The organism is Novosphingobium sp. GW821-FHT09E05, assembly GCF_059416165.1.
The window spans coordinates 443,361-457,128 of the sequence record NZ_JBWKOQ010000001.1 but is presented as its reverse complement, the minus strand read 5'-3'; the positions used below and the strand labels follow the sequence as shown (position 1 = coordinate 457,128).

15 protein-coding genes are annotated in these 13,768 nt (G+C 67.6%); 8 read left to right on the top strand and 7 right to left on the bottom strand.

Translation table 11 applies throughout. The annotated features are described in order from the left end of the window. The first annotated feature begins 9 nt into the window (after positions 1-9). From dnaA to AC07M9_RS02180, 4 genes are all read left to right on the top strand, one after another. On the top strand, positions 10-1,443 hold the full coding sequence (gene dnaA / locus AC07M9_RS02195) for a chromosomal replication initiator protein DnaA (protein ID WP_494883868.1): 1,434 nt from the start codon (positions 10-12) through the stop codon (positions 1,441-1,443). A gap of 142 nt (positions 1,444-1,585) precedes the next feature. Then, complete coding sequence (locus tag AC07M9_RS02190) at positions 1,586-2,437, top strand: GGDEF domain-containing protein (RefSeq protein WP_494880947.1); 852 nt, start codon at positions 1,586-1,588, stop codon at positions 2,435-2,437. A gap of 75 nt (positions 2,438-2,512) precedes the next feature. Then, positions 2,513-2,905 carry a DUF983 domain-containing protein gene (locus AC07M9_RS02185; RefSeq protein WP_494880945.1) on the top strand — a complete coding sequence of 131 codons (393 nt, stop codon included), beginning with the start codon at positions 2,513-2,515 and terminating at the stop codon, positions 2,903-2,905. Next, entirely contained in the window at positions 2,902-3,684 is a 783-nt protein-coding gene (locus AC07M9_RS02180) for a HesA/MoeB/ThiF family protein (protein WP_494880943.1), read from the top strand. Before AC07M9_RS02185 ends, AC07M9_RS02180 begins: the two co-directional genes overlap by 4 nt. A gap of 55 nt (positions 3,685-3,739) precedes the next feature. Here AC07M9_RS02180 and AC07M9_RS02175 read toward each other — a convergent pair whose 3' ends face one another. After that, entirely contained in the window at positions 3,740-4,441 is a 702-nt protein-coding gene (locus tag AC07M9_RS02175) for an NAD-dependent deacylase (RefSeq protein WP_494880942.1), read from the bottom strand. 91 nt (positions 4,442-4,532) lie between these two features. Between AC07M9_RS02175 and dapB the strand changes: the two genes are divergently transcribed. The 3 genes from dapB (at position 4,533) to AC07M9_RS02160 (ending at position 6,393) form a co-directional block, all read left to right on the top strand. Then, positions 4,533-5,261 carry a 4-hydroxy-tetrahydrodipicolinate reductase gene (gene dapB / locus AC07M9_RS02170; protein ID WP_494880941.1) on the top strand — a complete coding sequence of 243 codons (729 nt, stop codon included), beginning with the start codon at positions 4,533-4,535 and terminating at the stop codon, positions 5,259-5,261. Further along, positions 5,258-5,929 carry an endonuclease III gene (gene nth / locus AC07M9_RS02165; protein ID WP_494880939.1) on the top strand — a complete coding sequence of 224 codons (672 nt, stop codon included), beginning with the start codon at positions 5,258-5,260 and terminating at the stop codon, positions 5,927-5,929. Before dapB ends, nth begins: the two co-directional genes overlap by 4 nt. Before the next feature lie 77 nt (positions 5,930-6,006). Then, positions 6,007-6,393, top strand: coding sequence for a hypothetical protein (locus AC07M9_RS02160; protein ID WP_494880938.1), 387 nt, complete (start codon positions 6,007-6,009; stop codon positions 6,391-6,393). Positions 6,394-6,397: 4 nt separating this feature from the next. Here the strand turns inward: AC07M9_RS02160 and AC07M9_RS02155 are convergent, their stop codons facing one another. Continuing rightward, positions 6,398-7,717: a dicarboxylate/amino acid:cation symporter gene (locus tag AC07M9_RS02155; RefSeq protein ID WP_494880937.1), complete on the bottom strand. Its 1,320-nt coding sequence runs from the start codon at positions 7,715-7,717 to the stop codon at positions 6,398-6,400. A 96-nt stretch (positions 7,718-7,813) separates the two neighbouring features. Beyond that, positions 7,814-8,956, bottom strand: coding sequence for a succinyl-diaminopimelate desuccinylase (gene dapE / locus AC07M9_RS02150; RefSeq protein WP_494880936.1), 1,143 nt, complete (start codon positions 8,954-8,956; stop codon positions 7,814-7,816). A gap of 71 nt (positions 8,957-9,027) precedes the next feature. Here dapE and AC07M9_RS02145 point away from each other — a divergent pair, with 71 nt between their 5' ends. Continuing rightward, positions 9,028-9,492, top strand: coding sequence for a cupin domain-containing protein (locus AC07M9_RS02145; protein ID WP_494880935.1), 465 nt, complete (start codon positions 9,028-9,030; stop codon positions 9,490-9,492). Position 9,493: 1 nt separating this feature from the next. On the opposite strand, the gene AC07M9_RS02140 is transcribed toward AC07M9_RS02145, so the two are convergent. The 4 genes from AC07M9_RS02140 to AC07M9_RS02125 all read right to left on the bottom strand — a co-directional run bounded on the left by AC07M9_RS02140 (position 9,494) and on the right by AC07M9_RS02125 (position 13,569). Then, the gene (locus tag AC07M9_RS02140) at positions 9,494-10,342 is read right to left on the bottom strand and encodes a S1/P1 nuclease (RefSeq protein ID WP_494880934.1); all 849 of its coding nucleotides are present in this window, start codon (positions 10,340-10,342) and stop codon (positions 9,494-9,496) included. Between the two features lies 1 nt (position 10,343). Continuing rightward, positions 10,344-11,009, bottom strand: a complete 666-nt coding sequence (locus AC07M9_RS02135; RefSeq protein WP_494880932.1) for a glutathione S-transferase family protein — start codon at positions 11,007-11,009, stop codon at positions 10,344-10,346. Positions 11,010-11,411: 402 nt separating this feature from the next. After that, complete coding sequence (locus tag AC07M9_RS02130; RefSeq protein WP_494880931.1) at positions 11,412-12,413, bottom strand: inorganic phosphate transporter; 1,002 nt, start codon at positions 12,411-12,413, stop codon at positions 11,412-11,414. 4 nt (positions 12,414-12,417) lie between these two features. Continuing rightward, positions 12,418-13,569 carry a DUF47 family protein gene (locus AC07M9_RS02125; RefSeq protein ID WP_494880930.1) on the bottom strand — a complete coding sequence of 384 codons (1,152 nt, stop codon included), beginning with the start codon at positions 13,567-13,569 and terminating at the stop codon, positions 12,418-12,420. Positions 13,570-13,768 lie beyond the last annotated feature (199 nt).

The following is a 13,768-nucleotide window of genomic DNA, read 5'->3' as shown; positions in this document are numbered from 1 at the left end:
CGAGTAGCGATGGAAGAAGATCAGGAAGCCGTAAACCTGGCGGCGGACTGGGCGGACATCAGCCAGGGCCTGCGCAAGGATCTGGGCCATCAGGCGCACAGCCAGTGGATCAAGCCGATCCAGCCGGGCACATACTGCGCGGAAACCGGTACGCTCGACCTTTACCTGCCGACCGAATTCTCGGCGAACTGGGTCACGGACCGATTCGCGGACCGGCTTTCGCTGGCCTGGAAGATCGCCCGCCCCGACGTGCGCCACGTGCGTATTCTCGTCCACCCGGGTCGCCGCCAGCTGCCCGAACTGCGCCTGGGCAACGGGGGCCGCCCGTCGAGCGCGCCCGCCAACGATTCGGCGCAGGGTTCGATCGACCCGCTTTCGGCGGCGCTGGCCGGCGAATCGTTCGCTGCGCTGGGCCAGGGTCCCGCCGGGATCGACGCCTCGCAGACCTTCACCAGCTTCGTGACCGGCACTTCCAACGTGCTGGCCTGCAACGCGGCACAGCGCATGGCCGCCACCGAAACGCCGCAGTTCTCGCCGCTTTACCTCAAGGCCGCGACCGGCCAGGGCAAGACGCACCTGCTGCACGCGATCGGCCACGCCTATCTTGCCAGCCATCCGCACGCCCGCATCTTCTACTGCTCGGCCGAGCGCTTCATGGTCGAGTTCGTCCAGGCGCTGCGCCAGAATCAGATGATCGAGTTCAAGTCGCGCCTGCGCGGCTTCGACCTGCTGCTGGTCGACGACATTCAGTTCATCATCGGCAAGGCCTCGGCGCAGGAAGAGCTGCTCTACACGATCGATGCCCTGCTCCAGGAAGGCAAGCGGCTGGTCTTCGCCGCCGACCGCGCTCCCCAGGCGCTCGACGGCGTCGAGCCGCGCCTGCTCTCGCGCCTGTCGATGGGCCTCGTCGCCGACATCCTGCCCGCCGACATCGAACTGCGCCGCTCGATCCTGGAAAGCCGCCTCACGCGCTTCGCCTCGGTCGTCGTGCCCGCAGACGTCATCGAATTCCTCGCCCGGACCATCAACCGCAACGTGCGTGAACTGGTCGGTGGCCTTAATAAGCTGATCGCCTATGCGCAGCTGACCGGCCAGGCCGTATCGCTCCAGCTGGCCGAGGAACAGCTGACAGACATCCTGTCGGCCAACCGCCGCCGCATCACGATCGACGAGATCCAGCGCACGGTCTGCCAGTTCTACCGCATCGACCGCACCGAGATGAGCTCCAAGCGCCGCGCCCGCGCCGTGGTGCGCCCGCGCCAGGTGGCGATGTACCTCGCCAAGGTGCTGACGCCGCGTTCGTACCCCGAAATCGGCCGCAAGTTCGGCGGCCGCGATCACTCGACGGTGATCCACGCCGTGCGCCTGATCGAGGAACTGCGGACCCGCGATGCCGACATGGACGGCGACGTGCGTTCGCTGCTGCGCCAGCTCGAAAGTTGAAGATTCTCCCGCCATGAACGTCTCGTGGCGGGAAACAGGCGTGTGGGCGCAGAAGTTAACACTTCCATAAGTCTCTTTCCGGTAATTCGAAGAAACGACATCGCGTTTCATTCTCATCGAACGGAAAGAAGGCATTCCCCCCATGCGCTTCTACAGGGCAACAGCATTTCTATTTCCCCGCAGCTACGAGCGGCGGGTACTCTTCTTCTGCTTCGGTGCGGTCCATATTCCGCTCCTCGCCTGCGTCGCGCTCCAGGCGCTGACGGGCGAGTGGCAGGTCGGTACGCTTCTCACGCTGCTGGTGGCCACGTTGATCGGCACGGGGCTTGGCCTCGCCGCCATCCATGCGCTGCTTGCGCCGATCGGCACGGCCACCGAGATGCTCGCGGCGATCCAGAACGGCGAGCGTATCGTGGTGGTGCCCGAAGGTGGCCACGACCTTGTCGGCCGCCTCCTGAGCGGCGTCACCACCGCCGCCAATGACACCGCCGCGCGCATCGAGCAGCTGGTCGACGCCGCCGAACGCGATCCACTCACCGGTATCCGCAACCGCCGCGGCTTCCTCGATTCGGCCGAACAGGTCCTGCGCGGTCGCAGCAATGCCGTGCTCGGCATCATCGACATCGACCACTTCAAGCTCATCAACGACGAGTTCGGCCACGCCACCGGCGACGTCATCCTCCAGTCTCTTGCCCGCAAGATCGAGGACCACCTGCGCCGCAGCGACATCGCCGCGCGCTGGGGCGGCGAGGAGTTCGCCGTCCTGCTGCCGCATACCACCATCGAAGAGGCGCGCCTTGTCATGGAGCGCCTGCGCGCCACCGTCGCCCTCGACAACGGGCTCGGCATCGAGGACCGCGCGGTCACCTTCTCCTGCGGCCTCGCTCCGGTGCGCGCCTTCGCGCAGCTGGGCGATGCCACCAAGCAGGCCGACGCGGCCCTCTACGCGGCCAAGAACGCCGGTCGCAACCAGGTGCACATCCTCGGGCTGTAAGCGGCGGGGCGTCGTTGCCCGGCGCCGCGCCTTTGCCGCTTCACCCCCTGCCGCGCATGCTGTAGGCGCTCGGGCATGATTCCCGCCACCTTCACGCAGGCCGCCTGGCGCGGCATTCGCGGCCGCTGCCCGCGCTGCGAGCAGGCAAGCCTGTTCCGCAAGTGGCTCAAGCCACGCGAGCGCTGCCCGGTCTGCATGCTGGACCTGACACCGCAGCGCGCGGACGACTTTCCCGCCTATATCGCGATGATCGTGACCGGCCATCTGATGGCGCCGCTCATCATCATGCTCTCGCGCGATTTCGAACTGGGGCCGGTGGCGATGATGGCGATCCTGGTGCCGCTCGCGCTGGTCATGATGCTGGGCATGCTCCAGCCGGCCAAGGGCGGCGTGATCGCGGTACAGTGGTGGAACGGCATGCACGGCTTCATCAAGGAACGCCTGCCCGAGGACGGCGCCGGGACATGAGCCTTACCGCCGACCGCCTGGGCCGATTCGCCCGCCACATCGTGCTGCCGGAAGTGGGCGGCACCGGCCAGGTCGCGCTGAGCGAGGCGCATGTCGTGCTTGTCGGCTGCGGCGGGATCGGCAGTCCTTCCCTGCAGTATCTCGCCGCAGCCGGCATAGGCCGCCTCACCCTGGTGGACGATGACGTCATCGACGTCAGCAACCTCCAGCGTCAGACGATTTATACGCCATCGGATGTCGGCAGGCCCAAGGCGGAAACGGCAGCCGAATGGGTGCGGCGTTTTGATCTTGGCCTGAAGGTCGAACCCGTGGTGGCGCGCCTGGGGGATCACAACGCGCACGAGATACTTTCCGGCGCCGACCTCGTACTGGACGGCTGTGACAACTTCGCGACTCGGCTGCTGGTGTCAGATTCCTGCGTGAAACTGGGCGTGCCGCTTACCACCGCCGCCATCGGACGCTTCCAGGGCCAGGTCGCCAACTTCGCCGGGCACCTGCCCGGCCAGCCCTGCTACCGCTGCTTCGTGGGCGACGCCTTCGACGCGGTGGACTGCGACACCTGTGCCGCCGATGGCGTGCTCGGCGCGATGGTCGGCATGGTCGGGACTTTCGCGGCGATGCATGCGATGCGCGTGCTGCTGGCCGGCCACGCGGCATTCGGGGAGCCGCAGTTCGGGACGCTGCACCTGATCGACGGGCTGGCGCCCTCGATGCGGCCCTTGAAGATTGCCAAGGACCCAGCCTGCAAGGCTTGCGGCGACCTCGTCGTGCCCGCGTAGGCGGGGACCGCCGGGTACGCTTGAAACGGCCCTGCCAGCGGGGCCGGCCGCGGCGTTATCCTGCCAGCACCTCCTCCACCCACTCCGGCACGATTCTCGTCGCCGGGCCATGGCGTGCCTCGTCGAACCATGCGGTTCCCTGACTGGGCTCCAGGTTGAGTTCCAGCGTCGCCGCACCCAGCTCGCGCGCGTTGCGGACGAAACCGGCGGCGGGGTAGACCGCGCCCGAGGTGCCGATCGAGACGAACAGGTCGGCGCCCCGCAGCGCCGCGAAGATTTCGTCCATCTGGTAGGGCATCTCGCCGAACCACACGACGTCCGGACGCAATGCCGCCTCGCCGCACTCGGGACAGGCGGGGCGGTCGATCAGCGTGCCCGTCCAGGGCGAACGCACGTCGCAGGCGGTGCACCAGGCGTTGAGATGCTCGCCGTGCATGTGAAGCACCCGGCGCGCACCGGCGCGTTCATGGAGGTCGTCGACGTTCTGGGTGACGATCAGCAGTTCGCCTTCCCACTCCGCGTCCAGCTTCGCAAGCGCATGGTGCGCGGCATTGGGCTGCTTGGTCTGGATGGCTTCGCGGCGCATGTCGTAGAAGCGCAGGACGAGGTCGGGGTCGCGCTCGAACGCCTCTGGCGTGGCGACATCCTCGACCCGGTGCTGCTCCCACAGGCCGCCTTCGGAGCGGAAGGTGTCGATGCCGCTCTCGGCCGAGACGCCCGCGCCGGTGAGGATGACGATGTTGCGGATGCTGGTCATGGCCGCACCATACCGCGCATCCCAAGCTTGTCGAAGCCTCGGCTTTGCTTCATTCGCGCTGGCAAAGGCGTAGGGCCGACGGAGACAGTACGTGACGCGAATCGGAATCATCGGCAGCCAAGGGCGCATGGGCCAAGCGATCGCGGCGGCCATCGCCGACGCGGGCGAGGATCTTGCGGGCGGCGTCGACAAGGACGGCGACGTAGCCGCCATCGCCGCCAAGGCCGACATCCTGATCGACTTCTCCAGCCCCGGTGCGCTCGAAGGCAACCTCGAGGCCGCGATCGCCGCGAATTTGCCCATCGTGATCGGCACCACCGGCCTCGAGGAGCGCCACCACTGGCTGATCGACGATGCCGCCGCTTCGATCCCCGTGCTCCAGACCGGCAACACCTCGCTCGGCGTCACGCTGCTTGCCCATCTCGTGCGCGAGGCCGCTGCACGGCTCGGCGAGGACTGGGACATCGAGATCGTCGAGACCCACCACCGCATGAAGGTGGACGCGCCCTCGGGCACTGCGCTGCTGCTTGGCGAGGCCGCCGCGCAAGGCCGCGAAGTCCCGCTCGCAGACAACGCCGTGCGCGGCCGCGACGGCATCACCGGCAAGCGTGAGGCAGGCACCATCGGCTTCGCGGCGCTGCGCGGCGGCTCCGTCGCGGGCGATCACACCGTCCACTTCCTCGCCGACAACGAGCGCCTCTCGCTCTCGCACCTTGCCGAGAACCGGGGCATCTTTGCCAAGGGCGCGGTGCGCGCGGCGCAGTGGCTCGTCGGCAAGGCGCCCGGCCGCTACACCATGCCCGAGGTGCTCGGTCTTTGAAGAAGGACGACGTCTTCGAATTCTTCCGCCGTCTCGCCGAGGCCAATCCCTCGCCCGAGACCGAGCTGGAATTCGGCAATACCTACCAGCTGCTCGTCGCCGTGACGCTCTCGGCGCAGTCCACCGACGTCGGCGTCAACAAGGCCACGCGGGCGCTGTTTCGCGAGGTGAAGACGCCCGCGCAGATGGTCGAGCTGGGCGAGGAAGGCCTGAAGGCACACATCAAGACCATCGGCCTGTTCAACACCAAGGCCAAGAACGTCATCGCCCTCTCGCAGATCCTCGTGGACCGCCACGGCGGCGAAGTGCCGGCGGACCGCGACGCCATGGTCGAACTGCCCGGCGTCGGACGCAAGACCGCCAACGTGGTGATGAACTGCGCCTTCGGCGCCGAGACCTTCGCGGTCGACACCCACATCTTCCGCGTCGGCAACCGCACCGGCCTCGCCAAGGGCAAGACGCCGCTCGCGGTTGAGAAGCAGCTGGAGAAGAAGGTGCCCCAGCCCTTCCGGGTCGGCGCGCATCACTGGCTGATCCTCCACGGCCGCTACATCTGCAAGGCGCGCACGCCCGAGTGCTGGCGCTGCCCCGAAGTGGACCTCTGCGCGTTCAAACCCAAGGTGCTGGACCCCAAGGCGAAGGCGGGCGCGAAAAAGGCCGCCGCCTGACGGCTACGTCTTGCAGGCAGGGACGGTTGGGCAGACACTCGCCCTGACGTGCCCACCGGCAAGGAGAGGATAACGCCATGAAAAAAGGCCCCGCAGCTATACTGCTGCTCATGACTGCCGCCTGCACGCAGGGGGAAACGCGCGAGACGCCGGCCCCCTCGCCCGCCGCCCAAGCCATCGGCGAGCCGCGCGACTGCCTGCCGCTCACGCAGTTCTCCAATACCCGCATCCGCGACGACAACACGATCGACTTCATCGGCGGCGCCGGGAACAAAGTCTGGCGGGTGACGCTGCCCAACCGCTGCAGTGGGCTCAAGGCGGCCGACACGTTCACCTACGAGACCTCGCTCTCGCAGCTGTGCCGGCAGGATATCATCTATCCGCTCCAGCAATACGGCGGCAGCTACCAGCGCGGCCCGGGCTGCGGGCTGGCGCCCTTCGTCCCGGTGAAGCTGGCGCGATAGGGGCTCAGGCCTCGTATTGCTCGGGGTCGATGTTGAGCCCGTGGCGCCCTTTCGAGGTGCTGTCGGTCGGCGCTGGCGGCACGTCGGCGTCGGGGTCGTGCAGCGGCTGGAGCATGCCCTCGCTGCGCGTGATGACCGCCGTGGCGACGGCGTTGCCGACCACGTTGGTCGCCGAGCGCCCCATGTCGAGGAAGGTGTCGACCCCCAGCAATAGCGCGATGCCTTCCACCGGCAGGCCGAACTGCGAGAGGGTCGCCGCGATCACCACGAGGCTGGCGCGCGGCACCCCGGCGATGCCCTTGGAACTCACCATCAGCGTCAGCAGCATGAGGATCTGCGAACCGATGGGCACGTGGATGCCGTAAGCCTGCGCGATGAAGATCGACGCAAAGCTCATGTAGATCATCGAGCCGTCGAGGTTGAAGCTGTAGCCCAGCGGCAGGATGAAGCCCGAGACGCGGCGCGGGACGCCGAAGCGGTCGAGCTGCTCGAACAGCTTGGGCAGGCTCGCCTCGGACGACGCGGTCGAGAAGCTGAGCAACAGCGGCTCGCGGATGTAGCGGAACAGCGTGACCACCCGCCCACCCAGGAAAAGGCCGCCCACCAGGAACAGCAGCACCCACAGCAGGAACATGGCGAAGTAGAACTCGCTCACCAGCACGCCGTAAGTCACGATGATGCCCAGGCCCCGCGTGCCGATCACGCCGGCGAGCGCGCCGAACACCGCGAAGGGGGCGAAGCGCATGACGTAGCCGGTGATCTGCAGCATCAGCTCGGCCAGCGCCTCGGCGCCGCGCACCACCGGCGCGCCCTTTTCTCCAATGGCGGTGAGGCCGACGCCCACGAACAGCGAGAACACGAGGATCTGCAGGATGTTGTTGTTCGCCATCGCATCGAAGGCGCTGCTGGGGAATATCTCGAGGATGAAATGGCGCAGCGTCAGTTCGGCGGTGTCGAGCTTGCCGAGGTCTTCAGCCGGTTCAAGGCCCGCGCCGACACCCGGCTTGAACAGGTTGACCAGCAACAGCCCCAGGCCGAGCGAGATCAGGCTCGCGCTCAGGAACCAGGCGATCGCCTTGCCGCCGATACGGCCCAGCGCCGCACTGTCGCCCATGCCGGCGATGCCGGTGACGATGGTCGCGAAGACCAGCGGCGCGATGATCATCTTGATCAGCTTGAGGAAGACGTCGGGCAGCAGCTTGAAGTAGTCGGCCCACAACGCGAGCCGCTGATCGTCCGCCGCCAGGCTGGAATGGAGTATCCACCCGGCCACGATCCCCAGGACCATGCCGATGATGATATAGAGCGTCAGGCGCCTGCCCATGCGTACCTCGTACCGAAACTGCCCGAAAGCCCTGCCCCGGAACCTAACAGCAGGGCCCGGTGGGTCAACGGCAGCGGGGCCGCAGTCCCCGAACCACTATGCGAGGGCGGCGAGGACCACCCGGCGGTAGATGCGCACCAGCGCCTCGAGATCGGCAATCGCCACCGCCTCGTCGCGCTTGTGCATCGTCGCGTTGCACAGGCCGAACTCGATGACCGGCGACAGGTCCTTGAGGAACCGGGCGTCGGAGGTGCCGCCGCTGGTCGAAAGCTCGGGCGCGATGCCGGTCTCCGCCTCGATCGCCTCGGCCAGCAGGTCCGAGAAGGCGCCCGGCTGCGTCAGGAACGCCTCGCCCGAGATCACCGCGCGGGCGGTGCCGCCGTGGGCTTGCGCAATCTCCGCGACCCGGCTCGCGAGACCCTCGCCGGTGTGGAGGTCGTTGAAGCGGATCGAGATCCGCGCGCTCGTCTTGCCCGGGATGACGTTGGTGGTGGGGTTGCCGCAGGCGACGTCAGTGATTTCGAGGTTGCTGGCCTGGAACCAGTCGGTGCCCTCGTCGAGCACCATGGCGCCCAGTTCGGCCAGCATCGCGACCAGCCTGGTGATCGGGTTGTCGGCAAGGTGCGGGTAGGCGACGTGGCCCTGCACGCCCTCGACCTCGAGCCAGATGTTGACCGAACCGCGCCGGCCGACCTTCATCATGTCGCCCAGCCGGTTGACCGAAGTGGGTTCGCCGACGAGGCAGAGGTCGGGGATCTCGCCCTTCTCGCGCATCAGGTCGATCAGGGCGAGGGTGCCGTAGCGCGCCGGGCCTTCCTCGTCGCCGGTGATGACGAAGCTGACGGTGCCTGCTTCGGCCGGAATGTCTGCCACGGCCGCGACCATCGCCGCGGTCGAGCCCTTCATGTCGACCGCGCCGCGCCCGTAGAGCAGGTCCCCGCGCCTCTCGGGCAAGAATGGACCGCTGGTCCAGCCCTCGCCGGGCGGCACCACGTCGAGGTGCCCGGCGAAGGCGAGGTGCCGCGAGCCGGGCGGGCCGCGCCGCACCGCGAAGAGGTTCTCGACCGGCCCGTCCGGCGCCTCTCCCGCCACGAAGCGCGTCACTTCGAAGCCGAGCGGGGCAAGCTGGCCTTCCAGGCAGTCGAACACCATGCCGGTGGCAGGCGTCACGCTCGGGCAGGCGATCAGGGCTTCGGCAAGTTCGAGGACGCTTGCGGAGGAGGAGACGGTCTGGGACATAGGTCCGGGCCATCGCACAAGAGGCGAGGCAAGGCCATAGGGGCCATGACCATAGGGAGGAGCGCGGTGCCATGCCCAAGCTCGATATCGAAGCGATCCCGCAGTCCAACGCGACGGGCTATCCTGCCCCGTTCGACGCCGCGGTAGCGGGCCGCTGGTGGCGCCGCCTCGCCCCCGTCGGCGGGCTGACCAAGATGGGCGCGAGCCACGTCGTGCTCAAGCCCGGCGGCTGGTCCAGTCAGCGCCACTGGCATGATGACGAGGACGAACTGCTCGTCATGCTCACCGGCGAGGCGGTGCTCATCGAGGATGGCGGCCGCACCGTCCTGAGGCCCGGCGACGTCTGCGCCTGGGCCAAGGGCGTCACCGACGGCCACCACCTCGTCAACGAGAGCGAGGCGGACTGCAGCTTCATCGCCATCAGCGCCGGCAACAAGGACGGCAGCGGCGGCTATTCCGACATCGATATGATGTTCGACGCCGACGGATACTTCCACAAGAACGGCACGCCTTACGCGACCGAACGCCTGCGGTAGATCAGCCCAGCGCCGCGTCGAGCATCTTGGCGAGGCGCAGGCCGGAGCGCTCGATGCGTTCGTCGATCACCGGGATCGCCTGCTCGATCGCCTCGTTGCTCCAGACCACCTTCTGCGGTTCCTTGACGTCACAGGGCAGCTTGCCGCCGAACGCGAGGGGGTAGAGGAAGTCGCGGCTGACCTGCCAGCTTTCGCGCTCCCAATCCTCGACCGTGCCGGTGGCGAGCCGGGCTTTCTCCTCCGCGCTGTAGCGGCGCACCAGGCTCGGCGCCGAGGTGATGGCGCGCTCGGCAAGGACGCCGTCCCAGATCGAGTGCAGGTTGCGGCCCGGCGCGATGCCGTAGTCAGCCTTGACCGCGTTGCCGCCCATGTCCTCGTTCTCGCCGATGTGGAGCGGCTGGTGGATGTCGCCGACGAAGTGGACGAGGAACGAGAGCGCTTCCAGCCGCAGCACCGGCGCCAGCTTGCGATTGGCGAGCAGCCTGGCATCCCGGTCGATCTGCGCGGTGGCGCACAGGCCGTCGCGGCAGTGGGCCTTGATGTCGAACGTCCCGCAGATTGGCTGGTCGTGGTAGTGCCACGAGTTCGCGTAGGCCCAGCGCCACTGCTCGCCCTTGATGCAGTCGGGCCAGGTCGCCGCGTCCTCAAGGGTGCCCATGCGGCACTTGGGGGTGTCGAGCTGGCCCTGATGGCGCAGCAGGTCGCGGATCGCAGCGCGCGTGGACGGCTTGACGTTGGCCATGGCGATCGCGCCGACGGTGCGGTGGCCCATCGCGCCCCAGGCCATCGCAGGGCTGGAAAACACCACCGACAGGGCGGCGAGGAAGGTCAGGACCTTGCGCAAGGTCATCTCAGGCCATCGGCTTTTCGAACTGCTCGATGACCCAGTCCTCGGCCTCGGCGGCGTTGATCCAGGCCTGCATCCATTCGTGCTCCCACACCGCCTGCATGTAGGCCTGCGCGAAGCCGGGGACGCCGATGCCGTAGGTCAGGAAGCGGCTCACCACCGGGGCGTAGAACAGGTCCGCCGCGCCGAAGGTGCCGAACAGGAACGGCCCGCCCTTGCCGAAGCGCGCCCGTGCCTCGGCCCAGAGGGTGAGGATGCGCACGATGTCGGCGCGGGTATCCTCGTCGACCCCCGGCAGTTCCACCCGCGAGCGAATGTTCATCGGGCAGGTGCGGCGCAGCGAGAGGTAGCTGGAGTGCATTTCCGCCACCATCGAGCGCGCCATGGCGCGGGCGTCGTCGGCCTTGGGCCAGAAGCGGTCGCGGCCCACCTTGTCGGCGAGGTAGTCGACGATGGCGAGGCTGTCCCACACCACCGCGTCGCCGTCCCACAGGATCGGCACCTTGCCGTGGCTGGGCGCCAGGTCGTCCGAACTGCGCTTGAGCGCTTCCCATTCCTCGCCGTAGAGCGGGACGGTCAGTTCCTCGAAGTGCAGGCCCGACTGCCGGCACGCGAGCCAGCCGCGCAGCGACCAGCTGGAATAGTTCTTGTTGCCGATGATGAGCTTCACGGGGCGGCGTTCCTCGGGTGGCTGAGTGCGCGGCCTAGGGGCTGGGCGGCGGCGTGTCGAGGCCGGGAAAGCTCCGGCGATGACATGAATTTAATCCTGCGCGGTCCGGGTGGCCGGTCCGGGGTGGGGAGTTAGTTGATGAAATGCATGCACGGCGCATTCGTACTTGCGGGCGAAAGCGGGCGGGACGGCGACGATGCGAAAGAACCTGCGCGAAGGTAGCAGGGTCCGCCGCTGTAGGAAAATGGAGGCACGGCCCGGACCTTGGCCGCTTTCAGCCCTGTCTTCGTCATCCCCGCGAAGGCGGGGCCCCAGCTGATGCCGGTTCGGCAGGCGCGGTCAGGAGATGGGTTCCCGCCTTGGCGGGAATGACGAACGAAGGTGGGATATGCCCACTCCCCCTCAGAACACCCGCGTGATCGTGTAGAACAGCGCGCCCACGGCAGCGCTCGCCGGGATGGTGATGAACCAGGCGACGATCACCTTGCTCGCCACCGACCAGCGCACCGCGCTGGCGCGCCGCGCGGCACCGGTGCCGACGATCGAGCCGGTGATGGCGTGGGTGGTCGAGACCGGGATGCCCATCGCGCTCGCCCCGAAGACCACGATCGAGCCGGCGGTGGAAGCGCAGAAGCCCGAGTGGTGGTTGAGCTTGGTGAGCTTGGAGCCCATCGTCTTGATGATCTTCCACCCGCCCGACAGCGTGCCGATCGAGATCGCCAGGTAGCACGAGAGCACCACCCATTCGGGCACGTGGAACTCGCCGGTCATGTGCCCGGTCGAGTAGAGCAGCACCGCGATGATGCCCATGGTCTTCTGCGCGTCGTTACCGCCGTGGCTGATCGAGTAGGCGGCGCTGGAGAACAGGTGCAGCGTCTTGAAGATGCCGTTCGACTGGCGCGGGCTGACGCCCTTGAACAGCCAGCTGGTGACCAGCATCAGCAGCATGGCGATGACGAAGCCCAGCACCGGCGACACGAAGATCGCCGCGATGGTTTTCAAGGTGCCCGAACTCTCGACCACGGCGAAACCGCCATGCGCGATGCCTGCACCCAGGAGGCCGCCGATCAGCGCGTGGCTGGAGCTGGAGGGTATGCCCTTGATCCAGGTCAGCACGTTCCAGAACATCGCGCCGACCAGCGCGCCGAACACCACGGCGGGCGTCACCGCGTCGACGTTGATGATGCCCTTGCCCACCGTCTCGGCGACATGCAGGCCCATGAAGAAGTAGGCCGCGAAGTTGCCGGCCGCCGCGAACAGCACCGCCACCACCGGCGAAAGCAGGCGCGTCGCCACCACGGTCGCGATGGCGTTGGCGGCGTCGTGCAGCCCGTTCAGGAAGTCGAACGCCAGCGCCAGCGCGACGAGGCCGATCAGCAGCGGCAGGGCAAGGCTGTGGTCCATCGGATCAGGAGTGGTCGATGACCAGGCCGTCGATCTCGTTGGCGAGATCCTCGAAGCGGTCGACCACGCGTTCCAGGCGCTTGAACATTTCCTGGCGCACGAAGAAGTGCATCGGGTCGCCGCGCTCGCCGTTGGGGCCCGAATCGGCCTTGAACAGGCGCTTGAGGCCGGCGGCGTGGATCTCGTCGGCGTGGCCTTCCATGCGCACGAGGCGCTCGGTCAGTTCGTGCAGGCGGTGGCCGTTGTCGCCGATCCGGCGCAGCAGCGGCATGGCTTCCGCCGTCAGGCGCGCGGCATCGACGATGATCGCCGCCATGTCCCGCATCTCGGGCTCGAACTCGACGACTTCGTAGAGGTCCGAGGCATTGGCGGTGTGCTGCATCTCGTCGATGGCATCGTCCATCGTGTTGATGAGGCTGGTGATCGCCGAACGGTCAAACGGCGTCAGGAAGCTGCGGCGCACGGTCTGGAGCACTTCGCGGGTGATGTCGTCTGCGTCGTGCTCGCGCTCGGCGATTTCGCGGATGTGCTGGGCGCGGCCCGCCCCGCCCTGTGCCAGACGCGCGAGCGCATCGGCGCCGGCGACCAGCGTGGCGGCCTGCCGCTCGAAGAGGTCGAAGAAATTGCCCTGTTCGGGCAGCAGCTTCTGGAACCAGGCGAACATGGCGGTAACCCCTGTCTTGTCGGCCACGGTATCGGCCATTGCGCCGATGAAGCGCGCGGGACTGGCGGCGGCGCGGAACTCGCGCGCGCCGAAGGAACGGATGAGCGCGCGCAGGTCTTCCTCTTCGACCGCGCGCGCAGCCTCGGCAAGCGGGAACCAGCGGCGTTCGCGCTGGTGCTGCTCGTCCCAGGTCTCCAGCTCGTCGGTGACGGCGAAGGGATAGACGTCGACGTCGGCCCAGACCCAGGCACCCGAATTGCGGCGCTTGCGGTAGCGGTAGGACCCCAGCGGCACCGGGCAGGTCGCGCCGAGCACGCCGGCTTCCTCCTCCGCTTCCACCGAGGCGGCGGTGTGCGGGGCCATGCCCTTCATCAGCCCGCCCTTGGGAATTACCCAGCGCCGGGTCTGGCGCGAGGTGATGAGCAGAATCTGGATCGGGGCGTCGACGGCGGGCCCGACGGTACGGTAGGGAAGAACGGCAATCTGGCGCATCGGCGAGACTCCTTTTTCATCCCTGACGCAAATGGAGCGCGGCCCATAGGTGAGCCGGAGCTGTCACGCAATCGTCACAATGGAAAACTCGGGATTCGAGTGTGTACGCGATAGGTGACGGAATGGTTGCAGCGGATTCGGATGTGACAATCCTGCCCGCGAAACACTCTTCGTCATCCCCACGGAGGCGAGGATGACG

Bases quoted from the DNA above. Each gene is read 5' to 3' on its own strand.
- dnaA (WP_494883868.1), top strand. From the start codon at position 10: ATGGAAGAAGATCAGGAAGCCGTAAACCTGGCGGCGGACTGGGCGGAC.
- AC07M9_RS02190 (WP_494880947.1), top strand. From the start codon at position 1,586: ATGCGCTTCTACAGGGCAACAGCATTTCTATTTCCCCGCAGCTACGAG.
- AC07M9_RS02185 (WP_494880945.1), top strand. From the start codon at position 2,513: ATGATTCCCGCCACCTTCACGCAGGCCGCCTGGCGCGGCATTCGCGGC.
- AC07M9_RS02180 (WP_494880943.1), top strand. From the start codon at position 2,902: ATGAGCCTTACCGCCGACCGCCTGGGCCGATTCGCCCGCCACATCGTG.
- AC07M9_RS02175 (WP_494880942.1), bottom strand. From the start codon at position 4,441: ATGACCAGCATCCGCAACATCGTCATCCTCACCGGCGCGGGCGTCTCG.
- AC07M9_RS02160 (WP_494880938.1), top strand. From the start codon at position 6,007: ATGAAAAAAGGCCCCGCAGCTATACTGCTGCTCATGACTGCCGCCTGC.
- AC07M9_RS02155 (WP_494880937.1), bottom strand. From the start codon at position 7,717: ATGGGCAGGCGCCTGACGCTCTATATCATCATCGGCATGGTCCTGGGG.
- dapE (WP_494880936.1), bottom strand. From the start codon at position 8,956: ATGTCCCAGACCGTCTCCTCCTCCGCAAGCGTCCTCGAACTTGCCGAA.
- AC07M9_RS02145 (WP_494880935.1), top strand. From the start codon at position 9,028: ATGCCCAAGCTCGATATCGAAGCGATCCCGCAGTCCAACGCGACGGGC.
- AC07M9_RS02140 (WP_494880934.1), bottom strand. From the start codon at position 10,342: ATGACCTTGCGCAAGGTCCTGACCTTCCTCGCCGCCCTGTCGGTGGTG.
- AC07M9_RS02130 (WP_494880931.1), bottom strand. From the start codon at position 12,413: ATGGACCACAGCCTTGCCCTGCCGCTGCTGATCGGCCTCGTCGCGCTG.
- AC07M9_RS02125 (WP_494880930.1), bottom strand. From the start codon at position 13,569: ATGCGCCAGATTGCCGTTCTTCCCTACCGTACCGTCGGGCCCGCCGTC.